Raw genomic sequence first — 22803 nt, 5'->3', positions numbered from 1 at the left:
CTCGCCTCTCAACTGCGGGCTCCACTACGGGTATGAACACTAAGACTACCCGGCTTCCTCGTTTAGGCTTGTTCTGTGCCAACGACCTCACTAAAGACCGATTTGTACGAGCTCACCATGATCCAGGCCGCGCGTGATGCCGGTGTCGCGGATCGCCAATGCGTGTTCGAGGTGTTCACCCGCTCGCTTCCCGAGGGGCGACGCTACGGAGTGTTCGCAGGGATTGGCCGCATTCTCGATGCGCTCGAATCGTTTCGCTTCGAGGCTGAGGATCTCGATTTTCTGCGGTCGACGGGGCAGTTTACCGAAGACGTACTCGCCTATCTCGCGGACTACCGGTTCGAGGGCAGCATCGATGCGTATGCGGAAGGCGAGCTCTTTTTCCCGAGCTCCCCCGTCGTGCGCGTCGAAGGCACCTTCGAGCAGTGCGTGCTTCTCGAAACACTCGTGCTCTCCATCCTCAATCACGACTCGGCGATTGCGTCCGTGGGCTCGCGCATGATCCAGGCTGCGGCGGGGCGCCCGTGCATCGAGATGGGTTCGCGGCGCGTGCATGAGGATGCCGCCGTCGCCGCGTCGCGTGCCGCGGCCATCGTGGGATTTTCGTCAACCTCGAACCTCGAGGCCGGCCGAACCTACGGGATTCCCGTCGTTGGCACCTCCGCCCACGCCTTCACTCTCGTGTTCGACACCGAAGCGGAAGCCTTCCAGGCTCAAGTGAACTCGCTAGGCGCACACACGAGCCTGCTCGTGGACACGTTCGATATCTCCGCGGCCGTCGAATCCGCGGTAGCCATCGCGGGCCCCGACCTCGGCGCGGTGCGTATCGACTCCGGCGCCCTCGGCGAAACGGCCCGCGAGGTGCGTGCCCAGCTCGATGCGCTCGGCGCGACGCGCACCTCGATCACCGCGACAAGCGACCTCGACGAGTACCGCGTGTTTGCACTTCGCGACAGCCCCGTCGATAGCTATGGGATCGGCACTCGCCTCGTGACCGGCGGCGATCACCCCGCGCAGGGCTTCGTTTTCAAACTCGTCGAACGCGAGAACTTATCCGGCGAGATGGAGGCCGTTGCGAAGAAGTCCGCGCAAAAGGCCACCGTCGGGGGAAGCAAGCGCGCCTATCGCGTGCGCGGTGCCAAAGGCGAGGCATGCGCCGAGCTCGTCCTCGCCGATAACCAGGGCGATCAGCCATCGCAAGCCCCGGGCTCCCGGCCTCTTCTCACACGCCTCGTCGAGCGCGGTGAAGTTCTCGACTCACGTAGCCAATGGGAGCGTATCGAAGCCGCACGCAGTGTGCACGAGCGTGCTCTCGACGAACTTGCACTCGCCGATCCGCATATCCGCACGGGGCAAGACGGCGATGTCGTGCTACCGGTCATCCACTCCCTCGAGGAGCTCGCCTCCCTGCGAACCGCCAAGGAGCGATAGTTCCCGGCAAGCGTCGGGCTACTTCTTGCCCACGAACCAGCCGCGCAGTATGTCGATCCTTTTTTGGATCTGTTCCGCGCTCGCCTGCGGAACGGCCGGGCCACCCGAGCGGCGGCGCAGTTCGTTATGCACCTGACCGTGCGGGGTTCCGGTGCGGCGCGCCCAGCCCGATACGAGCGAGCTGAGCTCCTTGCGGAGCGCCGTCACGTCGCGGTGCGTTGCTGCTGCAGGCGCGCTCGAGCGCGCTGACGAACGCTGCTGCTGACTCTTTTGACGCTCGCGCAAGAGCGTCGTCACTTGTTCCGGCTCAAGCAGGCCCGGGATTCCCAAAAACGCCTGCTCTTCCTCGCTCCCCGCCATCGCGAGGGTCCCGTACTCGCCACCATCGAAGAGAACGCGGTCGAAGTGGGCATCTGATTCGAGAGCTTCGTAGCTGCCCTCAAGCTCACTGCTCGCCTTCTCCTCGCGATTGGCCTCGCGCAGTGCCTCCTCATCGAGGCCCGTCTCCGGGTCAAGCTGGTCTTTTTCGCGCATGTCGAGGACGTGGTCACGCTCGACCTCCATCTCGTTTGCGAGGCCGAGAAGAACGGGGACCGAGGGAAGAAACACGCTCGCGGTTTCACCACGCGTGCGAGAGCGCACGAAGCGGCCCACCGCCTGCGCAAAGAACATCGGGGTCGAAGTCGACGTTGCATACACGCCCACGGAAAGGCGCGGAACGTCGACCCCTTCGGACACCATGCGCACCGCGACCATCCAGCGATCCTGCGAGGCGCTGAACTCTTCGATCTTGCGGCCCGCGGTCGCGTCATCCGAGAGAACGAGGGTGGGTTTCTCACCGGTGATGCGTTCGAGAATCTTTGCGTACGCGCGCGCAGTGGACTGATCCGTCGCGATCACGAGGCCGCCCGCGTCGCTCACGCCACGACGAACCTCGGTGAGGCGTTGATCGGCTGCCGCAAGAACAGTGGGGATCCACTCGCCCTTCGGATCGAGCGCCGTGCGCCACGCTTGCTGCATGATGTCTTTCGTTTCGAGACCGCCAAGCTGCGCCGAAACCTCGTCCCCGCTTTTCGTCCGCCAGTGCATTCGCCCCGAATACGTCATGAACAACACGGGCCGCACCACGTGGTCCTGCAAAGCCTGACGGTAGCCGTACGTGTAGTCGGCCTTTGAGCGCATGAACCCCTCGGCGTCAGGTTCGTAGCGCACGAAGGGGATGTGGGCATCGTCCGAGCGGAACGGGGTACCCGTGAGTGCGAGTCGACGTTTCGCGGGGTCAAAGGCCTCGCGGACACCATCGCCCCACGTGAGCGCGTCGCCCGCATGGTGGATCTCATCGAGAATGACGAGGGTGGGAGCCGCCTCGGTTCTCGCTCGGTGCAACCTCGGGTTCGCCCCCACTTGCGCGTACGTGAGGGCAACGCCCTGATAGTGATCGCCGTGCCGACCCTGGGAATTAGAGAAGTTCGGGTCGATCTGAATGCCCACACGCAGAGCGGAATCCGCCCACTGGGTCTTCAAGTGCTCGGTCGGGGCAACCACGGTAACGCGGCGCACGACCCCTTCCTTGAGCAGGCCCGCGGCGATCTGCAAAGCAAAGGTTGTTTTGCCAGCGCCCGGGGTCGCCACGGTCATAAAGTCGCGAGGCTGGCGCTCCTGGTAAAGGTTCAGGGCTTCGGCCTGCCACGCACGGAGCTTCGGCGCCGTGCCCCACGCTGCGCGCTCGGGGAATGCGGGCGGCATCTGCTGCGCCGCAAACGACGAGGGCTTGCGGGGCGTCGACTGGGTGTGCACAGCCGGCGCGTGTTGCTCGCTGGTGCGCGTCGACTCCAGATAACTCGAGAACAGGTCGGGCGAAGCGGAAGACTCGTGGGCATTCATAAGCGCCATCCACGATAAACCCGGCAGCGGCTAGAGCATCTCAGCGACCCGAACCGAAAAGCCCCCGAAAGCCGCCAAAGCCGCCTTTACCTCGGCCTTTATCCTCGCCGTCGCCTGAGTTGCTTCCGTCACCAATGCCCTCGTAGATCTCTTTGCACTGCGGGCACACGGGGTACTTCTTCGGGTCGCGGCCCGGAACCCACACTTTGCCGCACAGCGCGATCACCGGCGAGTTGTTGAGCGCAGCCTTCGCGATCTTTTCCTTCTGCACGTAGTGGGCGAAGCGATCGTGATCGCCTGGATCGGCGTCCTCCGTCTGCTCCTCACGTTCGAGCACCGCCGTCGAGCTCGGCGCAGCGCCGGGGGCAGCGGGTGCCTGCGGGGCGCCGTGGTCCGGGGAGTTCGGGTCCGAGATCGAGGCCGTGAAGCGAATGCGTGTCGTACTCATGCCTCGATCCTAGCGGGGCTCCCCCGTTCGGGCCACGGCGCGCGCAACCGCGGGCGTGACGCGCTCGTCAAACACGCTCGGCACAATGTGCCGTGGCGAAAGTTCCTCGTCGCTCACAACGGAGGCGATCGCCTGGGCCGCCGCGAGAAGCGCCTCGTCGGTCACCTCGCACGCGTGGGCGTCAATGAGCCCGCGGAACACGCCGGGGAACGCAAGGACATTGTTGATCTGGTTCGCAAAATCACTGCGGCCCGTCGCCACGACGGCGGCGTACTTCCAGGCGATCTCGGGGTCGACCTCGGGCACGGGGTTCGAGAGCGCGAAGACGATCGCTCGCTCGTTCATGCTCCTCAGCATGGCCTCATCGAGAATGTTCGGGACGCTCACGCCGATAAACACATCGGCCCCCGCAACGGCCTCGCGCAGCCCGCCCTCCACGTTGCGAGGGTTCGTGTGGCGAGCGATCCACTCGAGGCGGTCCCCGGCCTCGCGGCCTTCTCGAACGATGCCCTTCGAGTTAGTCACGATCACATCGCGCGCGCCCGCCGCAAGGAGAAGCCGCAGGATTGCCGTGCCCGCAGCACCCGCCCCCGACATCGCGATGCGGACCTCTTCAATCGGCTTTTCCACGATCGTGAGCGCGTTCGTGAGCGCCGCAAGGACACACACGGCGGTACCGTGCTGGTCGTCGTGGAACACGGGAATGTCGAGCTCGGCACGCAGTCGATCTTCGATCTCGAAACAGCGCGGCGCGGAGATGTCTTCGAGGTTGATTCCCGCGAAGGCGGGTGCGATTGCCTTCACGTGCGCGACGATGTCCTCAACCTCGTGCGCATCGAGGCAGATCGGAAAGGCATCCACGTCCGCGAAACGTGAAAAGAGCGCCGCCTTTCCTTCCATCACGGGTAGCGCGGCGAGGGGGCCTCGATCGCCGAGACCTAGGATGGCGGAGCCGTCGGTCACGACCGCGACGGTGTTCTTCTTGATCGTGTACTCGCGGGCTTTCTCGGGCTTTTCCGCAATTTCCTCGACGACGCGTGCCACGCCCGGCGTGTAGACGATCGCGAGGTCGTCAGCGTTGTCGATCGGAGCGGTGGGCTCTACTGTGAGCTTTCCGCCTTCGTGGGCCTCAAAAATGCGACGTTCGACGGCTTCGGTTCCGGTCTCAAGACGCGTGGGTTCGGTGCTGTCAGGTGTGTGCGTAGCCATGATTTCATCCTTCCACGGCCACGACATTTCCGCCGGGACTTACCGAAGATCCGCGATCGCGCGGCGCACTCTCTTTTCCGAAACCGTGTACCGCGTTCCAAGTTGCTGCGCAAAGAACGAGACTCGCAGCTCTTCGAGCATCCAGGGAATCTCGCGCGCCTCTTCGCTTTCGAGCGTTTCTGCCGAGATTTTCGATTTCGCCTTCTCGAACATGCCGGCAAGATCCTCGATCTGCCACGCAAGTTGAGCATCGCGCGCAGGGTTGTCCTGCATTTTCTCGATCCTGTGGATGTCTGCCTTCAGGTAGCGAGGAATCTCGGGAACGATGTGCGCAGGCGTGCGCGAAATGAACCTCCCGGAGGTAAGCGAGTCGGCGTGCTCGCGGATTTGGGTGAGTTGCTGCAGCACCGAGAGGCTCGAAACTTTGGAGACGGCCCGCTGAAGCTTCGCGTGAAGGGCGAGAGCGTCGACGGCGGCGAGCACGAGCGTGCGTGAAAGGCCTGCGTGCTCGGCACGCACGGCCTCGACGAGCGCGTCGAATTCAGCCTTCGTCCACACAAGACCGCCGTTTTCCGTTCGGGAGATCAACTCGGCGCTCGCGGCGAGCGCCGCATCGCTCAAAAGCGCCTTTGCGCTCCCGTAACTGGATTGAGAAATCGCGAGCTTCGTGGGATTCGGGAGCGAGCCGAGCACCTGCGCCGAGTTCGACCCGAGCGTTTCGGTCACGAGGTGCGTCACGGCACGGACGTGCTCGCGGCGCTGATCGAGGGCAGTCGGCATCGCGGTGAGGTCGACACTCACACCGCCGCTATCCTCGCGGAGTTTGAGCGCGGGATACACGACAACATTGAGCCCACCTTGCCGGTTGCGTTTCGTGCGGGGAATCTCGAAGTCAGGAAATCCGTCGAGATCGCGGTCGCCAAAGGACTCGGCTTGCCGGGCCGCGCTTGATTCAACACGTGCGTGATGTGCCTTCTTGAGTGAGTGAAGGTCATCGCCCGAGCCGATCTCGCGCCCGCGATCATCGCGCACCGAGAAATGCATGCGAAGGTGCGCGGGAAGTTTGCTCGCATCAAATTCATCGCCGTAGAGCGGCAGGTCGTCGGGGACACCGGGAAGTGCCACGAGTTCGTCGGCAACAGCTTCGACAAAGCGCTCGCCCGTATTCGGATCGTCGTCGCGCAGGATCTGGGCGACGGCGCGAGCCTTGTCCGGCGCGGGGATGAGATGGCGGCGAATCGGCTTCGGGAGGGTCCGAATGAGCTCGGCAATTTTTTCCTCGCGCATGCCAGGCACGAGCCAATCAAAGCCCTTCGGCTCAAGCCTGCCGAGCACGGCGAGGGGAACGAGGGCCGTGACACCATCCTTGAAGTGGGCCGTCGATTTCGGCTGGTCACCGTCGGAGGCACCTCGAGCCGAAGGCTCGAACGTATAGCGAAGCGCGAGCGTGATGTCCCCCTGCACCCATGTGTCGGGGAAACCTGCGGCGTGGTCCTCCGCGTCGTCCTCGAGCAGGATCTCACGTGTGAGATGCAAAAGCTCGGGGGTCTCATGACGCTGCTTCTTCCACCACGCATCGAAGTGCCGCCCACTCGTCACCTTCGCGGGGATACGCGCGTCATAAAACTCGAACAGTGCGGCGTCGCCCGCGATGAGGTCCCTGCGCCGCGCCTTGTTTTCAAGCTCTTCGAGTTCCTCGATGAGTCGCACATTGTCGCGGAAGAAGTGGTGGCGGGTGTTCCACTGCCCCTCGATGAGGGCATGCTGAATGAAAATCTCGCGGGAAAGTTCGGGATCGATGCGGCCGTAGGCAACGGTCCTGCGCGCGAAAATCGGGACGCCGAACAGTGTCGCTTTTTCGTACGCCATCGCGCTTGCCTTCTTCGAACTCCAATGCGGCTCGGAGTAGCTGCGCTTCATGACATGGGGGCCGACGTCCTCAATCCACGCGGGATCGATCTTCGCGGCCGTGCGGGCGAACAGGCGCGATGTTTCCACGAGCTCAGCGGCCATGACGTAATCGTGGCGCTTCCTCGCGATCGTGCTTCCGGGCCAGATCACGAACCGAGAATTGCGCGCGCCCTGGTAGTCGCGCGTGCGCTCGTCATAGAGCCCCACGTGGCTCAGAAGCCCGGCCAGCAAGCTCTGATGGATGGTCGCCTCGCTCGCCGGGTTATCCGACGGCCGCAGCCCCACGTCGCGGCACATGTCTTTGAGCTGCGCGTGGAGGTCCCACCATTCGCGGATACGCACGTAGTGCAGGTACTCGCTTTTGACTTCGCGCTTGAATGCCGAGTTGGAGAGCGCCTTGCGGCGCTCGCTCAAGTGCCGCCAGAGGTTGAGGTAGGTGAGAAAGTCACTGGTGTCGTGAGTGAAACGCGCGTGCAGCTGATCCGCCTGCGCTTTCTTCTCGAGGGGACGCTCGCGCGGATCCTGAATCGAGAGCGCGGCGACGATCACGAGGACTTCGCGGAGTGCACCGCGTTTATCAGCTTCGAGGAGCATGCGCGCCATACGCGGGTCGAGCGGAAAACGCGAGATCTGCTCGCCGATCGCCGTGAGCGCTCGTCCACCGGGGGCATTCTTCTCGCTGCGGATCGCCCCGAGTTCCTCGAGGAGGCGCACGCCATCACGCACCGCGCGCTTATCGGGGGCTTCGACGAACTCGAAGCTCTCGATGTCGCCGAGCCCAAGAGCGGTCATCTGCAGGACGACGCTCGCAAGGGCCGTACGAAGAATTTCTGGTTCGGTGAACTCGGGCCGCGTGGCGAAATCCTGCTCGGAATAGAGGCGAATCGCTATGCCGGGGCTCGTTCGCCCGGATCGACCAGAACGCTGCTTCGCACTCGCCTGACTGATCGGCTCGATCGGGAGCCGCTGCACCTTCGTGCGCTGCGAGTAACGTGAAATGCGGGCGAGGCCCGAGTCGACGACGTATTTAATGCCCGGAACGGTGAGGGAGGTTTCCGCGACGTTCGTCGCGAGAACGATCCGACGACGTCCGTCTTTCGGCGGGCTGAAGATCTTCTGCTGGTCCTGCTCTGAGAGACGGCCAAAGAGAGGCAGAACGTCTATTCGACTCGCCGCCCCCACCCGTTTCTTCACGTGCGTTTGGAGCTCCTCGCCCACCTCGCGGATCTCGCGCTCGCCCGGGAGAAACACAAGGATGTCGCCGGGTCCCTCAGCGATCAGTTCATCGCACGCATCGACGATCGCCTCGGTGAGGTCGCGCTCCTCGCTGCGGATGTCTGCGAGTTCGTCCACCTCACCGATCTCGGGCTCGAGGACGAGCGGCCGGTAGCGCACCTCAACGGGGTAGGTACGGCCCGACACCTCGATGATGGGGGCGGGGTGCAGGTCACCCGCGCGATCCTTCTTTCCGAAGAATTCGGCGAAGCGCTCGGGATCGATTGTCGCCGAGGTAATGATGATTTTCAGCTCGGGCCTACGGCGGGCGATGCGCTTGAGGTAGCCGAGCAGCATGTCGATCGTGAGACTGCGCTCGTGAGCCTCGTCGATGATGATGGCGTCGTATTTCTTCAGCAGCCTGTCGCCGTGAATCTCCGAGAGGAGGATGCCGTCGGTCATGACCTTGAGACGCGTGGATGTGGCGGTGTTTTTCGTAAACCTCACCTGGTATCCGACGCTTCCCTCGCCAAGCCTCTCGCCCAATTCCTCCGCGATGCGACTCGCGACGCTTCGGGCGGCGATCCTTCGGGGCTGCGTGTGACCGATCATGCGCCCGCGGCCACCGTAGCCGAGTTCGAGGAGCATTTTCGGAAGCTGCGTGGTTTTGCCCGAGCCTGTCTCGCCAGCGACGATCACGATTTGGTTGTCGCGAATCGCTCGCTGGATTTCCTCACGCCGCTGAGAGACGGGAAGGTCAGCGGGGTAAGTGATCGCAAGACGCGGCTTCGCCGTACCGGGGCGCGCGCCAGTATTCTCGTTGCTGGAGGTCATATCGCCTCCATCGTAGTCGCCGGATCGCCGCATTCGTCCGTGGGAGTGGACACAAGCATCCCTCACATGCGGCAGGTGCGTCCGCATCCGAGTCTCGTTCAGCACGACACCCCTACCATTGAGGCGCATCCCTACCGAACAGAGAGGTTCTTATGAAAGCCCTTCGCAAGTCCGCCCCACAAAAGGGACTCGAGATCGTTGACATCCCGGAGCCGCAGGTCGGCCCCAACGATGTCAAAGTGCGTGTCATGCGCGCCGGTATCTGCGGCACCGACCTGCACATCCTCGAGTGGGATGCTTCCGCACAGGACATGTGCGATTCGGTCCCGTTCACGCCGGGCCACGAGTTCTACGGAGAGGTCACCGAGATCGGTGACGACGTCGTGGACGTGCGCGTTGGCGATCGCATCTCGGGCGAGGGCCACGTCGTGTGCGACATTTGCCGCAACTGCCGCGCGGGACGCCGCCACATGTGCATTCGCACGCGCTCGATCGGTGTGCAGCGCGATGGCGCGTTTGCCGAGTACGTCGTCATCCCGCAGCAAAACGTGTGGGTTCATCACAACGATGGTGGCGAAAAGGTCATCACGCCCGAGCTCGGCGCGATTTTCGATCCGCTCGGCAATGCCGTGCACACGACGCTTAAATTCCCACTCGTTGGCGAGGATGTTCTCATCACCGGCGCTGGCCCGATCGGGCTCATGTGCGCCGCCGTTGCTCGCCACGCCGGTGCACGCTACATCGCGATCACCGACGTCAAGGAGCACCGCCTCGCGATGGCAAAGGACATGGGCACGGATGCCCAGATTGACGTCTCGAACACGAGTATTCGCGACACGCAGGCGTCTCTCGGCATGCGCGAGGGCTTCGATGTCGGCCTTGAGATCTCCGGGCAGGCAAGCGCCCTCCAAGACATGATCGACAATATGAACCACGGCGGCAAAATCTCCATGCTTGGCCTGCCCTCGAAGCAGTTCGAGATCAACTGGACGACCGTCGTGACGCGCATGCTCACCCTCCAGGGCATCTACGGACGCGAAATGTTCGAAACGTGGAACGCCATGAACGCTATGGTGCGCACCTCGAAGATTCTTCGCGAGCGCGTGCTGTCGACCGTGACCGACGTGCTGCCCGCTGAAAAGTGGGCGGATGCCTACGCGCTCGCGCGCTCAGGCGAAGCTGGCAAGATCGTTCTCGACTGGGAAAACATTTAAGGAGTATCGATGTACACGAGCATGAAAGACGAGCTGACCGCGGAACTCAACGCCATTCGCGAGGCCGGAACGTACAAGAATGAGCGCCCGATTCTCACCCCGCAGTCGAATGCGGTCTCGGCTGCTTCCGCGCGCGATGCAGAAGGCCGCGACGTCCTGAACTTCTGCGCGAACAACTACCTCGGTCTCGCCGATCACCCCGAGCTCATCGCCGCCGCAAAGCGCGCCCTGGACGAGCGCGGATTCGGCATGGCGAGCGTGCGCTTCATCTGCGGCACCCAGGATCGCCACCTGGTCCTCGAACAGAAGCTGAGCGAGTTCCTCGGAACCGATGACACGATCCTGTTTTCCTCGTGCTTCGATGCGAACGGTGGCGTTTTCGAGTCACTCTTTACGAAAGAAGACGCCATCATTTCCGATGAGCTCAACCACGCGAGCCTCATCGATGGCATCCGCCTGTCGAAGGCCGCGCGGTACCGCTACAAGAACGCCGACATGGACGATCTTCGCACCCAGCTCGAGGCCGCGAAGGGCGCCCGCCGCACCGTCATCGTGACCGACGGCGTCTTCTCCATGGACGGCTACCTCGCTCCGCTCGACAAGATCTGCGACCTCGCCGATGAGTTCGGCGCGCTCGTGCTCGTGGACGACTCGCACGCCGTGGGCTTCATGGGCGAGACGGGGGCGGGCACCCCCGAGCACTTCGGAGTTTCGGATCGCGTCGATATCTACACGGGCACGTTCGGTAAGGCCCTCGGCGGCGCAAGCGGTGGGTACGTGTCGGCGCATCAGGAGATCATCGATGTTCTGCGTCAGCGCGCCCGCCCCTACCTCTTCTCGAACTCACTCGCGCCGGCGATCGTCGAAGCGACCATTACCGCTCTCGACCTCGTGAAGAATTCGGGTGAGCTTCGCACGAAGCTGTTCGAGAATGCGGAGCATTTCCGCAGCGCTATGACCGAAGCCGGGTTTGAGCTGCTCGAGGGCGAACACGCCATCGTCCCCGTGATGTTCGGCGACGCCGCCCTCGCGGGCCGCATCGCGGACCGCATGCTCGAGCACGGCGTGTATGTCACGGCGTTCAGCTACCCGGTCGTGCCGAAGGAGAAGGCACGCATTCGCGTGCAGCTCTCGGCGGCCCACACGAGCGAGGATATCGATCGCGCCGTCCAGGCATTTGTCGCGGCTCGCGACGCCGAAAACTGAGTTTCCCATCGCCCTGAATTGCATAGGGGTTGTGGGGGTTTGACCCAAGCTCTCTCCCCCATTGCCCTGAATTGCACGGGGGCCACGGGGTTTGACCTCCGACCACTCCCAATAGCGAAAGGCCCGGCATCTGAACTGGCCCCCGAAAGTTGGACTGGTTTAACTCTAGGCGGTTAGGGCTTCAAGGGGGGGGGTAAGTAGCAAAATGTGTGTCTGATTTTCGGGGTTCTTACTGATCAAACGGTATAAATCGGGCGTGTATAAGGTTTCGCACCTTATACACGCCCGATTCTGGTCCAATCCATCAGAACGGCATCCTCATGTGCTATCCGGGGGTTGGTTCGCTCCCAGGAAATCTTCCGGTGGTGCATGCGCTACAACACGCGCAGGCGGCACTCCTGGTGCAACCTTCTAGCCCCCGTTGACTTCCTAGCCCCCGTTGATTTCGAAGCGCTTAATTCAGCTACACTGACCCAAGCAGCATAGTTAGCCCCCGACGTGTCTACTTTCCAGGGGCCAGGCCCACCAGCACAACTAGGAGAACACCATGTCGAAGAAGCAGACCGTTCTACGCACCGGCCTCGGGACCCTGTTCATCGGAGCCGGCATCATCCAAGCCACTCACCGCGAATTCTTCACCGCCCTCGTCCCGGAACAGATCGCTGAACATGGCGACCGGGTGCAGGGCGCCGCGACCGTCGCCCTCACAGGGATCGGGGCGAGCTTCCTCATCCCGCCCCTCAATCCCATCGCTCGTTGGGCCGCGACCATCATGCTCGCCGGAACTCTTCCCGCTGCGATCGATCAGCTCCGCAACCCCGAAGTGACGGAGAAGCTCGGCATCCCGACCTCCGTCGTCGCACTCCGCATCCCAGCGCAGGTCCTGGTGATCATCGGCGCCTGGTACGCCACCCGCAAATCGAGGTAGCAACCTCCACGCGCGTCTGACCAAGAGCAATGGCAGCGGCTCTATAGCCCATGCCTTGCTCAAACAGTCCAACCAACTGCTCGCGCTGATGCTCACTCAGCGAACTTCGTGCTCTCAACGAAAACTACTCCCCACTAGTTGGTAACTGATTTCTCAGTCCAACTAATGGGGAGCAGTTCAATCCGTGCCGGGCCTTTCGCTTTCCTGGCACACTGGCAGGCATGACTTCCCAGACGCCCCACGAACCGGGCAACTCGCGTTCTTCCGGCACTACCGGGCAGCAGGACATCATCATCGGGGTGATCGTCTTCCTGCTCGGGTTCCTCGCTATCGCCACAGCGTGGGGCACGATCTCCTACATGACAGCGCTGGCCAGCTGGATCGCTGGCATCGTTTTGGTTATGCGCGGAATCCGCAAGCACCGGGGTACTCCGCCGCAGGCTTAGCGTTCCCCCTGCGCACGCACCTCTAATCCGTCGAGCATCACGTCCAGAAGTTCCTCCTGAATCTCGGAGAAGTAATTCTTGCTCACGGCAGTCTCCGGAAGCGGACGCGTGATCACCCCTAAGCCAAAATGGACATCAAGGGGAGCAACCTTCTGCGGACATAGCCCGGCTGCTTTCGCCTTGTCGACTAGCGGTTCGTAGATCCGACGCAGGTCAGCCACACGGTTATCCACAATTTCACCTACCCCTTGCGTCCCGCCCGCAGTGCTGGCATTGAGGGCGCCGAAGAGCGCCTGCGCGAGCGCTGCCAGCTTCATCTCGCCGATGGCGTGCGCCGCGCCCCGCCAGGCATCCCGAGGGTTCTCATCGAACTTCTCCCGAGCCTCATTGATCACAGCCTCGATATCGGTCACGGCGCGGGCTCCGATTGCGTCGAACAGCTCAACGCACCCAGGGAAATGCCTACTGGCCGTCGCTACGCCGACGCCGGCTTCCTTCGCGATCGCCCTCATGGACACACCGGGTCCTTGCTCCACGAACAACTTTCGGGCTGCGTCGACAATGACGTCTCGGTTCGCTACTGCATCTTGTCTCACGCTTGCATCCTAACAAATGGAACACTATGCTCCAGTTTATAAGTGAAACGCAATGTTCCAGTTAAGGAGTTTGCCCATGTCAACAACCACGACCGAGACGCGAAAAGCGTCCCCAACACTTAAAGCCTTCGGTGTCATCCTCGGTATCCCGGTAATCATGGGACTCATGCTCTTTGCGTTCCTCGCCCCGAATTTCGCCTCTGGGCCCCAGGACGTCCCTGTTGCTCTGTCCGCACCCGAGCCCGTCATCGAGCAGATCACTCAGGGCATCAAAGACAAAGCCGGAGACGAGGCACCCGACATCCGCGTCATGGACAACCCAGAGACTGTGCGCGAGTCGATCCTGAACCGGGAAACGGTCGGCGGCATCGCCATCACCCCCGACGGAGCCACCACGTACACCGCCTCCGGAAACGGCGCACCGTACGTGCAGCTTATCGACGGCATCGCTGCCTCCCTCGAAGCCCAGAACATGCCCGTCGAACGCGAAGATCTCGCCCCCACAACCAAAGACGACCCGCAAGCAGCCGGCATCGCTCTGCTCGGCCTCCCGCTGGCTTTCGGCGGCATCATCTCGGCGGTCGTTGCAACGTTCCTGTTCCGTGGCAATAAATGGCTCAAGCTCGCCGTCCTCGTGGGCATCGCAGCTCTGGGCGCATTGGTGGCAACGTGGATGCTCCACTCAGTCTACGGAACGTTGTCCGGCAGCTTCGGCATGGAGTGGCTGGCGGTTTCCCTGGGCATCCTGGCCACGTCCATGCTCACCGCTGGCCTCGGCGCTGTGATCGGCACCGCAGGTGCGGGAATCGGTGCGATCCTGACGATCTTCCTGGCCAACCCGCTCTCCGGACTATCAACGGGTCCCTGGCTCCTCCCCGCCGGCTGGTCGACCCTCGGCCAGTGGATGCCCATCGGCGCGACTGGCCACCTCGTTCGGTCTCTGGCCTTCTTCGACGGCGGCGGTACCGGCGCAGCGTGGTGGGTCCTCGCGGCATGGATCGCTACGGGACTTCTGCTGCTGCTTTTCGACCGCTCGGCTAAGCCCGCGACCAAAACTGCATAAATCCAGTTAGTAGGTCGCAGTCAAAGCGCCCTCACGCGTGAGATCCGGCCCCGCAGGCAACAGGCCAATGTGAACTGGCCCCCGGAAGGTGGACTGGTTTAATTCTAGGTGGTTAGGGCTTCAAGGGTCTGATTTCGATATTGCATCGAGGTCAGGCCCTTGAGTCGTTGTTGGATGCGTTCGGTGTTGTACCACTGGATGTACTCGTCGATCGCCTGGTTGAACTTTGCGACGGTGTCGAAGACTTCTCCGTGGTACATCTCGGTTTTCAAGTGCCCGAAGAAATTCTCCATGACCGCGTTGTCGTAGCAGTTGGCTTTACGCGACATCGACTGCACACCACCGTTATCGCCGATCAGGTTACGCCAGGAGGCATGCTGGTACTGGAAACCTTGGTCGGTGTGCATCATCCACCCAGGTTCAGGCGCACAGGTTTTAATCGTCTTAGTTAAAGAATCGGCGGTCAACGCTGTCGACGGCGATGTAGCAACGGTGTGGGCAACGATTGAACGGTCGAACAAATCCATCACCGGCGACAAATACACTTTTCGGCCTGCGACCCTGAACTCGATGACGTCGCTGACAAAGACGGCACTTGGCTTATCTGGGGTAAACTTGCGGTCGAGTGTGTTGTCGGCAATGTGGCTGATCGTCCCGCTGTAGGAAACATACGGCCTGCGCTGGCGGACTTTGGCTCGAAGCCCCATCTCGCGCATGAGTTTGTAGACGAGCTTGTGGTTGACCACCCACCCCTGGTTGCGCAGGTCAAGTAGCACTCGTCGGTAGCCGTAGCGATGCTTGTTACGCTCGAAGCTTTCCCGGATCGCGTCTTTGAGCGCAGCATGTTTATCCGGCTGGCCGCGGCGTTTCTGGTGGTAGAAGAACGTCGACCGTGGGATACCTGCTGCCTCTAGGAGGTACTCCAAGCGGTGATGCGACTTGAGGATGACAATCGCCTGGACTTTCAGGCGCGTCCCTGATTCCTCAAGTCCCGCAATTTTTTTAGATAGGCGTTTTCCGCTTCCAACCGTGCGATCTGGCGTCGCAGCTTCTCTTCCTCCGAGAGCGGCTTCGGCGCGACCGAGCCTTTGGGTCTGCCCTTCGGCTTCGGTTTTAGTGCCTCATCGCCACCTTTACGCCATTTCCACGACCACCCGCTGACCAGCTGCTCCGATGACAGGCCAAATTCGCGCGCAAGATCCATCGCTGTCTCACCAGCACGGTGGCGCTCGGCAACTTCCTTCTTGATTTCGAACGAATACTGCTGCTTAGTCGGTTTCTCCACAAGACATAGCCTGCCATGGAGCTTAAATCAACGACAGAGCGTACGGACGGCGTATCTGGAGACACCAAAAGCATTCGCAGCGGCGTGATAGCCCATGCCTTGCTCAAACAGTCCAACCAGCTGCTCGCGCTGATGCTCACTCAGCGAACTTCGTGCTCTCAACGAAAACTACTCCCCACTAGTTGGTAACTGATTTCTCAGTCCAACTAATGGGGAGCAGTTCAATCCGTGCCGGGCCTTTCTCGTATCAGAACACCGGTTGAGGCCTAGGCCCCCGACCGTACTGTCCCGACGTTTGCTCAGTGTTCGTCGTAGTGGTCGCCGTGCTCCGCGTGGCGGTGGCCGTCGTGGATGTAGTCAACGTGATCGTCGTGCTCGACAGCCTCGTGTCCGCAATCCTCGCCGTGCTGGTGATCGGCGACGGTGTGCTCAGCCTGCGGCTGGTGCTCGTCGTAGTGGTCGCCGTGCTCTGCATGCAGGTGGCCGTCGTGCTTGTAGTCCACGTGATCACCGTGCTGGACTGCTTCGTGGCCGCAGCCTTCGCCGTGCGCGTGCTCCGTGGGGGTGTGTTCGGCTTTGTGGTCAGTCATGGCGTTCTCCTTCTTGTGCGTGCGCCAGTGCGTCGTGGATGACGTGGGTGACATGGGCATCGGCGATCGAATACCTCGTCGCTCTTCCCTCACGCTCCCCCTTCACCACGTGCACCTCGCGGAGTTTCCCGAGGTGCTGGGAGACGAGCGGTTGCGAGAGACCCGTGAGATCTACGAGCTCCTTGACTGTGCACTCGCGTTCAGCGAGGTGCAGCACGATCTCGAGACGCGAGGTGTTGCCAAGCGCCTTGAATACTCGTGCGGCGTGCTCAATCTGCATGCTGTCTTCCATACGACAATCACACCACATCCATGCGCATATTGCAATATGCCTATTTATTGCGAATCGTTCCTACTCTCGCCATCACGCGACACCCGCGAGGAGCGCACGCACCCCCACGGCGATTCCCGCCCACGCAGCCGCCCACAGCACCGAGGCGAAGGTCCCAATAATGAACAACTCCCCCACGCGAGCCGCCTCACGCCCTTCCTTCTCCGCACGCAGCTCCGGATACCGACCGAGCCCCTTCACGGCAAGCGCGACAGCGATACCCGTCGGGAAGCCCGCAACAATCGAGACGTAGACAGCGATTCGCTCGAGAATGCCGATCCATCGCCCTCCCGGCAATTCTTTTTGCGCCCCCATGAGGGTGCCCTGCACAGCGGCGGCACGCGCCCCGCCTTCATCAATGCGCCGCAAAAGCGCGCGAATAACCCCATTGCCCGCCACGGCTCCACAGCCACACACAGTTAGCGCAAGCGCGCTCCACACAACCGTCACAACACCACCCGTTTAGGCATTTCCTACATTTGAGACAAATTAAGCTATTCTCTACATATGGCACCAGTGAAGGATCAGGCTTACGCCGTCGCTGTCATCGGCGACATCGTCAACTCTCGCGATCACAACCGCACCGCGCTCCACGAACACCTCACCAGTGCGCTCAACGCGATTCAGACACCATCACACGAACGCCTCCACCCTACCGTCGGCGACGAAATCCAAGGCGTGTTCGCCACCCACGGCGACGCCCTTCGCGCCACCCACATCCTCAGGCTCCACCTTCGCGAACATGACATCGACATTCGATTCGGAATCGGAGCCGGTGAGATCCGCATCATCGACGAAGGCGCCGGCATCCAGGACGGCTCCGCCTGGTGGGCCGCGCGCGAGGCCCTTGAGCGCACAGAAGAACTCGCCCAAACCTCCGGGTTCTCAGGTATACGCACCGGGCTCAGTGCAGCAACCTCGGAAAATACAAAGTCCGACGGTCGCCGGGCAACCGTCGGAACACAAGCCCCGCAAGGCCACGACACGCCCCCGCCCGAAGCGCTATGCCACTTGATCGACGCACACGTGAGCGCGCTCAAGGGGGGCGCCTGCGGAAGCTTACGCGGAATCCTCGAGGGCGAATCAAACGGCGATACCGCGGCGCGCCTCGGCATCTCTCCGAGCGCCAACACGCAGCGCATCATGCGCAACGACCTGCGTCCGCTCGCCGAGGCAATGCGCGCGACGTGGCTATCAAACGCCCCCGCTACACGGCCCGAGCGCTAACGCGGGAAGGCACGAAGGCGCCGGAACGCTCTACCGCAGGGCGTCGCGCACCTTGACGAGCATCGCCATTGCCGCTTCAGCCTGCTTCCCCGCCACGATTGGATTATCGGCAAACGTCGCGAAGCCGCAGTCGGTATTCAGGAGCACTCGATTCTTGCCGAACATCTTCACTGCGGTACGCCCGCGCTCGAGCACAGCTTCGAAGGTTTCATCCTGCGGTGCCTTCTGGTTGAAGATGCCGATACCGATGCGCTGGTCTTCGCGCAGGCCCGTCAGATGCTCCCAGTCCCCGGCGCGCGGCGTGCATGTTTCCACAATGACGTTGCCGATCGGCACGGATGACAGGAGCGGGAGCAAAGGCGCGTAGTCTCCGGAAAGTGCCTTGGACTCATCGGGGGTCCAGTTGCCACGGCACACGTGAATACCCAGGCGATCGGCAGGAAAGCCCTCCGCTACCTGCGCAATCAGATCCCGCGCAAATTCCAGCTCCGGCTGCACTGCTTTACGCTCACCGAGCGCCCCGCACATGAATGTACGACCGCCGCCACCTTCGTTGCCGTAGACCACTTCGCTAAGCACGGGCTCGTCAATTTCCACCAACGCAACGCCTGCGGCGAGAAGCTCGGCGATTTCCTCCCGCAGAATCCGGACCACGTCGGTGGCGAGGGTTTCCCGATCGGGGTAGGCGCGATCGGAAACGCACTCCATCCACATGGTGCGAGTGAGGAGGTAAGGGCCGGGAAGATCCACCTTCACCGCGCGATCGGTGATGGTCTTCAGGTATTGGGCTTCATGCACAGCAAGGGATCTGTCACGGCCGAGCGGCCCGAATACCGCCGGGTGGCGAACCTCCCCTGCCGGCACATCGAGGGCGCGCAGCTCACGTTCAAACTGCACCGGATCATCAACGTACGGCAACAGATCCGTGATGGGGATGAGCTGACAGTTCTGCAGCAGACCCCCAACGAAGCTGGAATAGTTATCGCGGCGCATTTCACCGTCGGTGACGACGTCGACGTCGGCGCGTTCTTGCGCTGCCACGACAAGCTGCACGGCGTCATCAGCGGTAGCGTCAAACTCCTCCTGGGAGAGCCGGCCTTCCAGATGCTCATGCAATGCGCGAATCAGCCACGACGGCCGCGGCCAGCTGCCCATAGTGTGCACGGCCAGGGGCTCGAGCGCGGGCGCCGCAGCAGGCTCGGGAAGCTCGGCAGGAATATGTGGCGTGACCACTTCCTGCGTAATCGCCATTTGCGGGCGCTTACGGGGTTTCTTTCCTTTGCCTGCCGCGGGCACGAGTGCCTCGGGGGTGTTCTCCTGCTGAGGCATGCTCGCTGCGCCGTCGTAGGCACCCTTGCACACCAAGAACCGCCACTGGGTGAGTTCGCGCCCCTGAAACTGCACGGTCGTGGTCGTCGTATCGACCAGGTCATTCCCGGTCATACTGCACCAGCTAGGCAAGTCGACCTCTACCGTGGAATCCACGGAGGCGATCTCCAGGAACTTTCCCGGATCCAGGGGATCCAGATGTTTGCGGATCAGCAACAGCAGTCCGTTGCCACAATCCAGATCTCCACCGTCAAAACTGGTGTGGCCTTTCAAGCCGTCTTTGAAGGTGGCCGGGGTGAACTCTTGAGCGTTCGTCATGGCGGTATTCGAGTAGCAGCCGTCAGTAGCTCACGCAGCTAGCGCCCTGAGACATGTACTCGACGAGCTTCGCGCCGCCGACGATCGTCGCGCCGTTGATGAGCTTGCCTTCGTCCAGTCCACGCTTCTTGTAGCACGGCGAGCACACCCAGATCGTGCCGCCAGCTTCGGCGTAGTTGGTGATCAGTTCCTTGAGCGGCGCGAAGCCCTCCTCGTGAAGGTCATCGGCGTAGCCTTCTTCAGCGAGCCGCGCCCCCTCGGAGGAGAGGAACACGACGGTTTCCTGATCGGAGGCGATCGAGGCATTGGCGATAACGAAACCCACGGTCGCCTTGTCAACATCGTCTTTGGCGTGGGTGATGCTCACACAGATCTTGGACATGTCAGGAATCCTTTCGTCGGATCAAAAACCGCGGCGGCTGTGCCACGGCAAGAGTGTGCCCGGTGAGACTGCACCAGGCGGGGATGTCGATGATCGCGCCTTCGTCGGTGGCGATCAGCTCGAAGATTTCTCCCGGATTCAGGGCGAGCATTCGCGAGCGAAGCTTCATGACAAGCTCGCCGCAGCCCAAGTCCTCGGCGTCCCATCTATCTGCAATAGCGAGATCCGCGGAGTTGCTCATATGCATGCCTTTTCACCCAATGGACAAATCTAAAGGTGTTGTAGTCATACACACCACTGGCTCCACCATATCAACGCAGGCCAGAACCGGCTTGCCCAATCCACAAAGCAACAAAAAGGGCGCCCACTTTGCATAGTGGGCGCCCTCATCGTGGAGCCGGCGGGAATCGAACCCGCGTCCGATAGTGCGAAGCCAGGGCTTCTCCGGGCGCAGTCCGCGAAATCGTTTTCTCAGCCCCAGCGCTCACACGGACACGTCGCTGACAGGCTCAGTCACTCTAAGGTGTTCACCCAACCCCGGTGACCAGGGTTGGTAGCAGTGGCCCTCTAGATGATGGACAGGTCAGATCGAAGGCAATCCCTGACGGTCCAGACTGCTGTCGCTGATCAGGCAGCGAGAGCGAAGTCAGTGCGCTTAGGTTCGGCACTTATTGTTTTCCAGGGAGCGTTAGCGAGATAACCCTGGATCCTCGGCCCGCTTCCCCTGGCTGGACAACTACCGTCGAAACCGATCGACCCCGTATCGGGTGGCAACGCCCGTAAACGGAACGTGCCAGATAATCTGCACCCGCAACTGCGGGTGGGATGCGTGCCTGATTCGCACACCCTATTCGATTATCAAAAATCTGTTGCACCTTCCGGCACAGCAGTTCAGTATACAGCTTTCAACGCCTACCGCCAAGGGCTCTATTCCCGAGGGCAAGCGTCGGCCCCTTCGCCACCGCGGAACCTGGCGTGCGGGCGGTTCCGACGCTAGCTGAGCATCTCCCGCCGCCTCATCGCGCGTTGAGCCTCGCGAGCATCCTGCTTTTCGCGCAGGGTTTGGCGCTTATCCCACTCTTTCTTGCCGCGAGCAAGCGCGATCTCGACCTTGGCGTGCGAGCCGAGAAAGTAGATCGATAGGGGGATGATCGTGTACCCCTTTTCGCGAGTCTTATTCATGAGTTTCAGGATCTCGCGTTTGTGCAACAGGAGCTTACGTTTGCGGCGCGCCGCGTGATTCGTCCACGTACCCCGTACATACGGAGCGATGTGCACGGCATCCATCCACACTTCGCCGTTGTCGATATAGCAGTAGCCATCAACGAGAGACGCACCGCGCTCGCGCAGCGACTTCACCTCGGTGCCCTGGAGGACCACGCCGGCCTCCCACGTCGCATCGATGTGGTAGTCGTGGCGCGCCTTTTTATTCGAGGCGATAAGCTGCTTTTTTCGCTCCGGCGCTACGGGCGCCTGCTTCTTTCCAGCCTTCGTGGCCACGTTCATCCCTCCACAGCTGCTGACACATTGACCGCCTAGTATCCCACAAATTTGCGGGGGTCGAGCGCCGTGCCGTCAAGGTGCGTCTCGAAATGTAGGTGACAGCCAGTCGAGGCTCCCGTGGAACCAACGTAGCCCACGGTCTGCCCGGCCTCGATCCGCTGGCCGGCAGAGACCGCGAACCCCTGAAGGTGGTGATACGAGGTCGTGAGGATCTGACCGTTATACAGGCCATGGCTCACGATGACTTTGTTCCCGGCGCCGCTGTTGTGAGTCGTCGCAAGAACCTTGCCCGCAGCCATCGCCCCCACGGGAGTCCCGCATGCCGCCGCATAATCCATACCCTTGTGGAGCTTGCGCGTGTGGTACACGGGGTGGAACCTATAGCCAAACATTGAGCTGCGGCGCGCCGAAACGGGATCGCGGAAGCCACCCGACGATGCGCCACCGCCGCTCTCAGGCTTCGGCTCGGGGATTCTGCGGGGCTTTCGCCGCTCGCGCTTTGCCCGGCGCTTTTCCGCCTCGCGAGCCTCGCGCGCCTCCCGAGCCTTCCGCTCCTGCTCGCGTTGGCGCGCAAGCGCTTCCTGACGCTCTTTTTCGATGAGCTGCTGAATGTCTGTTTCGAGAGTGCTCGACTCAGATTCGAGCGCCGATTCCGACGCTCGATACTTGTCCTTGAGCGTTTCGAGGTTCGCCGCCTGAGATTTCTGCGAAGCGTAAAGACCATCGAGGTCTTTCTTTGCCTGCGCCGCTTCGCTCTCAGCCTGGCGGCGCTCGGCGACCGCAGCCGCTGACTTCTTCTTGAGGTCCTCGATCTCGGCACGGATCGCCTCAAGCCGGTCCGCGGAGTTCACATTCGTGGCTTGCTGACCGCGAAGATCCGTGAGCTTCGCGCCTTGCGCTTGAAGCGTGAGGCGGTAGTTCATCGTTCGATCGACCGCGTCCTGCGGATCCTCCGAATTCAAGAAAATCGACGCGGGATTGGGAGCACCCGTGCCTTTATACGCCTCGATAGAGGCCCGTGAGACGTCCTCGTTCGACTGCGAAATCTTTTGCTGGCCACTTTCGACGGCCTGCCGGATTTCACTCTCCTCGGCTTGCGCGGCCTCGAGCCGCTTCGCCTGTCGGGCGTCCTCAGCTTTCGCCGCCTCGAGCGCGGAGCGCGCGGAGTCGAGGCGTGCTTGTGCATCGGGAATCCTCGACTCAGTTTCGGCGAGGGCGAGGTACGCGTCGGCAAGCTCCGTGTCAACCTCGTTGAGGTCCTCGCGCAACGCTGCAAGCTTTTCGTCGACGCTCTTCTTTTGTTTCTTCTTGTCGTCGATATCGTCAGCGAGCACATAGTCGTGCGAAAAAATGCCTGACGAGGCTAGGCCGAGAACGGCAGCGAACGACGCACCTTTCACGAGTGCGCGTCGAGAAAGAAAATTCATTTTCCCCTCATCATTCGACATATCCA

The 22803-nt window shown here is 61.9% G+C and carries 20 protein-coding genes, 1 other RNA gene and 2 pseudogenes; 7 read left to right on the top strand and 16 right to left on the bottom strand.

Annotated features, from left to right (window positions below; translation table 11 throughout):
- Positions 1-75 precede the first annotated feature (75 nt).
- Positions 76-1431: a nicotinate phosphoribosyltransferase gene (locus tag HMPREF3176_RS03210; RefSeq protein WP_070458172.1), complete on the top strand. Its 1356-nt coding sequence runs from the start codon at positions 76-78 to the stop codon at positions 1429-1431.
- An 18-nt stretch (positions 1432-1449) separates the two neighbouring features.
- On the opposite strand, the gene HMPREF3176_RS03205 is transcribed toward HMPREF3176_RS03210, so the two are convergent.
- The 4 genes from HMPREF3176_RS03205 to hrpA are packed head-to-tail and all read right to left on the bottom strand — an operon-like array spanning position 1450 to position 8932.
- Positions 1450-3315, bottom strand: coding sequence for a DEAD/DEAH box helicase (locus tag HMPREF3176_RS03205; RefSeq protein WP_083286211.1), 1866 nt, complete (start codon positions 3313-3315; stop codon positions 1450-1452).
- A gap of 40 nt (positions 3316-3355) precedes the next feature.
- Complete coding sequence (locus tag HMPREF3176_RS03200; protein ID WP_034373862.1) at positions 3356-3763, bottom strand: DUF3039 domain-containing protein; 408 nt, start codon at positions 3761-3763, stop codon at positions 3356-3358.
- Positions 3764-3772: 9 nt separating this feature from the next.
- Entirely contained in the window at positions 3773-4972 is a 1200-nt protein-coding gene (locus HMPREF3176_RS03195) for an NAD(P)-dependent malic enzyme (RefSeq protein WP_070458169.1), read from the bottom strand.
- A gap of 39 nt (positions 4973-5011) precedes the next feature.
- A complete protein-coding gene (gene hrpA, locus HMPREF3176_RS03190; protein ID WP_070458166.1) occupies positions 5012-8932 on the bottom strand; it encodes an ATP-dependent RNA helicase HrpA in 3921 nt (1306 codons plus the stop codon).
- A 152-nt stretch (positions 8933-9084) separates the two neighbouring features.
- Here hrpA and tdh point away from each other — a divergent pair, with 152 nt between their 5' ends.
- The 4 genes from tdh to HMPREF3176_RS03170 all read left to right on the top strand — a co-directional run bounded on the left by tdh (position 9085) and on the right by HMPREF3176_RS03170 (position 12726).
- Positions 9085-10146 (top strand): L-threonine 3-dehydrogenase, encoded by a 1062-nt coding sequence (gene tdh, locus HMPREF3176_RS03185; RefSeq protein ID WP_016664961.1) that lies wholly within the window; start codon positions 9085-9087, stop codon positions 10144-10146.
- A 9-nt stretch (positions 10147-10155) separates the two neighbouring features.
- Positions 10156-11352, top strand: coding sequence for a glycine C-acetyltransferase (locus tag HMPREF3176_RS03180; protein ID WP_016664962.1), 1197 nt, complete (start codon positions 10156-10158; stop codon positions 11350-11352).
- Between the two features lie 547 nt (positions 11353-11899).
- Complete coding sequence (locus HMPREF3176_RS03175; RefSeq protein WP_016664963.1) at positions 11900-12280, top strand: hypothetical protein; 381 nt, start codon at positions 11900-11902, stop codon at positions 12278-12280.
- 221 nt (positions 12281-12501) lie between these two features.
- Entirely contained in the window at positions 12502-12726 is a 225-nt protein-coding gene (locus HMPREF3176_RS03170) for a hypothetical protein (protein ID WP_061212566.1), read from the top strand.
- On the opposite strand, the gene HMPREF3176_RS03165 is transcribed toward HMPREF3176_RS03170, so the two are convergent.
- Both HMPREF3176_RS03165 and HMPREF3176_RS10690 read right to left on the bottom strand, forming a co-directional pair.
- Entirely contained in the window at positions 12723-13139 is a 417-nt protein-coding gene (locus HMPREF3176_RS03165) for a hypothetical protein (RefSeq protein ID WP_246826643.1), read from the bottom strand. The genes HMPREF3176_RS03170 and HMPREF3176_RS03165 overlap by 4 nt on opposite strands.
- Before the next feature lie 24 nt (positions 13140-13163).
- Positions 13164-13322 (bottom strand): annotated as a pseudogene (locus HMPREF3176_RS10690) (helix-turn-helix domain-containing protein); the annotation flags it as partial.
- A 76-nt stretch (positions 13323-13398) separates the two neighbouring features.
- On the opposite strand from HMPREF3176_RS10690, the gene HMPREF3176_RS03160 reads away from it, so the two are divergent.
- On the top strand, positions 13399-14385 hold the full coding sequence (locus HMPREF3176_RS03160) for an MATE family efflux transporter (protein ID WP_070436214.1): 987 nt from the start codon (positions 13399-13401) through the stop codon (positions 14383-14385).
- Between the two features lie 104 nt (positions 14386-14489).
- Here HMPREF3176_RS03160 and HMPREF3176_RS10200 read toward each other — a convergent pair.
- From HMPREF3176_RS10200 to HMPREF3176_RS03135, 4 genes and pseudogenes are all read right to left on the bottom strand, one after another.
- Positions 14490-15786: pseudogene (locus tag HMPREF3176_RS10200) on the bottom strand (IS3 family transposase).
- A gap of 183 nt (positions 15787-15969) precedes the next feature.
- Positions 15970-16260: a hypothetical protein gene (locus tag HMPREF3176_RS03145; RefSeq protein WP_070458160.1), complete on the bottom strand. Its 291-nt coding sequence runs from the start codon at positions 16258-16260 to the stop codon at positions 15970-15972.
- A complete protein-coding gene (locus HMPREF3176_RS03140) occupies positions 16253-16540 on the bottom strand; it encodes an ArsR/SmtB family transcription factor (protein WP_081976513.1) in 288 nt (95 codons plus the stop codon). The genes HMPREF3176_RS03145 and HMPREF3176_RS03140 overlap by 8 nt, the downstream gene beginning before the upstream one ends.
- A gap of 84 nt (positions 16541-16624) precedes the next feature.
- On the bottom strand, positions 16625-16990 hold the full coding sequence (locus HMPREF3176_RS03135; protein WP_246826642.1) for a hypothetical protein: 366 nt from the start codon (positions 16988-16990) through the stop codon (positions 16625-16627).
- A 108-nt stretch (positions 16991-17098) separates the two neighbouring features.
- Between HMPREF3176_RS03135 and HMPREF3176_RS03130 the strand changes: the two genes are divergently transcribed.
- On the top strand, positions 17099-17818 hold the full coding sequence (locus HMPREF3176_RS03130; protein WP_016664967.1) for a SatD family protein: 720 nt from the start codon (positions 17099-17101) through the stop codon (positions 17816-17818).
- 30 nt (positions 17819-17848) lie between these two features.
- Here HMPREF3176_RS03130 and HMPREF3176_RS03125 read toward each other — a convergent pair whose 3' ends face one another.
- The 6 genes from HMPREF3176_RS03125 to HMPREF3176_RS03100 form a co-directional block, all read right to left on the bottom strand.
- Complete coding sequence (locus HMPREF3176_RS03125) at positions 17849-19465, bottom strand: hypothetical protein (RefSeq protein WP_016664968.1); 1617 nt, start codon at positions 19463-19465, stop codon at positions 17849-17851.
- 22 nt (positions 19466-19487) lie between these two features.
- On the bottom strand, positions 19488-19847 hold the full coding sequence (locus tag HMPREF3176_RS03120) for a DsrE family protein (RefSeq protein WP_016664969.1): 360 nt from the start codon (positions 19845-19847) through the stop codon (positions 19488-19490).
- Position 19848: 1 nt separating this feature from the next.
- Entirely contained in the window at positions 19849-20088 is a 240-nt protein-coding gene (locus tag HMPREF3176_RS03115; protein ID WP_016664970.1) for a sulfurtransferase TusA family protein, read from the bottom strand.
- A gap of 148 nt (positions 20089-20236) precedes the next feature.
- Positions 20237-20607, bottom strand: a transfer-messenger RNA (tmRNA) gene (gene ssrA, locus HMPREF3176_RS03110).
- Between the two features lie 233 nt (positions 20608-20840).
- Positions 20841-21353, bottom strand: a complete 513-nt coding sequence (gene smpB, locus HMPREF3176_RS03105) for an SsrA-binding protein SmpB (protein ID WP_051120666.1) — start codon at positions 21351-21353, stop codon at positions 20841-20843.
- 29 nt (positions 21354-21382) lie between these two features.
- Positions 21383-22777, bottom strand: a complete 1395-nt coding sequence (locus HMPREF3176_RS03100) for a M23 family metallopeptidase (RefSeq protein ID WP_070458798.1) — start codon at positions 22775-22777, stop codon at positions 21383-21385.
- Between the last annotated feature and the right edge of the window lie 26 nt (positions 22778-22803).

The organism is Dermabacter sp. HMSC08H10 (assembly GCF_001807585.1).
In the GTDB taxonomy this organism is placed as follows: Bacteria; Actinomycetota; Actinomycetes; order Actinomycetales; family Dermabacteraceae; genus Dermabacter; species Dermabacter hominis.
Note: the sequence above shows the minus strand (reverse complement) of the source record. Positions and strands in the feature narration are given on the sequence as shown.

What these genes read in the sequence shown, in the direction of transcription:
- HMPREF3176_RS03205 (WP_083286211.1), bottom strand. Translation starts at nt 3,315, where the DNA reads ATGAATGCCCACGAGTCTTCCGCTTCGCCCGACCTGTTCTCGAGTTAT.
- HMPREF3176_RS03200 (WP_034373862.1), bottom strand. Translation starts at nt 3,763, where the DNA reads ATGAGTACGACACGCATTCGCTTCACGGCCTCGATCTCGGACCCGAAC.
- HMPREF3176_RS03195 (WP_070458169.1), bottom strand. Translation starts at nt 4,972, where the DNA reads ATGGCTACGCACACACCTGACAGCACCGAACCCACGCGTCTTGAGACC.
- hrpA (WP_070458166.1), bottom strand. Translation starts at nt 8,932, where the DNA reads ATGACCTCCAGCAACGAGAATACTGGCGCGCGCCCCGGTACGGCGAAG.
- tdh (WP_016664961.1), top strand. Translation starts at nt 9,085, where the DNA reads ATGAAAGCCCTTCGCAAGTCCGCCCCACAAAAGGGACTCGAGATCGTT.
- HMPREF3176_RS03180 (WP_016664962.1), top strand. Translation starts at nt 10,156, where the DNA reads ATGTACACGAGCATGAAAGACGAGCTGACCGCGGAACTCAACGCCATT.
- HMPREF3176_RS03175 (WP_016664963.1), top strand. Translation starts at nt 11,900, where the DNA reads ATGTCGAAGAAGCAGACCGTTCTACGCACCGGCCTCGGGACCCTGTTC.
- HMPREF3176_RS03170 (WP_061212566.1), top strand. Translation starts at nt 12,502, where the DNA reads ATGACTTCCCAGACGCCCCACGAACCGGGCAACTCGCGTTCTTCCGGC.
- HMPREF3176_RS03160 (WP_070436214.1), top strand. Translation starts at nt 13,399, where the DNA reads ATGTCAACAACCACGACCGAGACGCGAAAAGCGTCCCCAACACTTAAA.
- HMPREF3176_RS03145 (WP_070458160.1), bottom strand. Translation starts at nt 16,260, where the DNA reads ATGACTGACCACAAAGCCGAACACACCCCCACGGAGCACGCGCACGGC.
- HMPREF3176_RS03140 (WP_081976513.1), bottom strand. Translation starts at nt 16,540, where the DNA reads ATGCAGATTGAGCACGCCGCACGAGTATTCAAGGCGCTTGGCAACACC.
- HMPREF3176_RS03130 (WP_016664967.1), top strand. Translation starts at nt 17,099, where the DNA reads ATGGCACCAGTGAAGGATCAGGCTTACGCCGTCGCTGTCATCGGCGAC.
- HMPREF3176_RS03125 (WP_016664968.1), bottom strand. Translation starts at nt 19,465, where the DNA reads ATGACGAACGCTCAAGAGTTCACCCCGGCCACCTTCAAAGACGGCTTG.
- HMPREF3176_RS03120 (WP_016664969.1), bottom strand. Translation starts at nt 19,847, where the DNA reads ATGTCCAAGATCTGTGTGAGCATCACCCACGCCAAAGACGATGTTGAC.
- HMPREF3176_RS03115 (WP_016664970.1), bottom strand. Translation starts at nt 20,088, where the DNA reads ATGAGCAACTCCGCGGATCTCGCTATTGCAGATAGATGGGACGCCGAG.
- smpB (WP_051120666.1), bottom strand. Translation starts at nt 21,353, where the DNA reads ATGAACGTGGCCACGAAGGCTGGAAAGAAGCAGGCGCCCGTAGCGCCG.
- HMPREF3176_RS03100 (WP_070458798.1), bottom strand. Translation starts at nt 22,777, where the DNA reads ATGAATTTTCTTTCTCGACGCGCACTCGTGAAAGGTGCGTCGTTCGCT.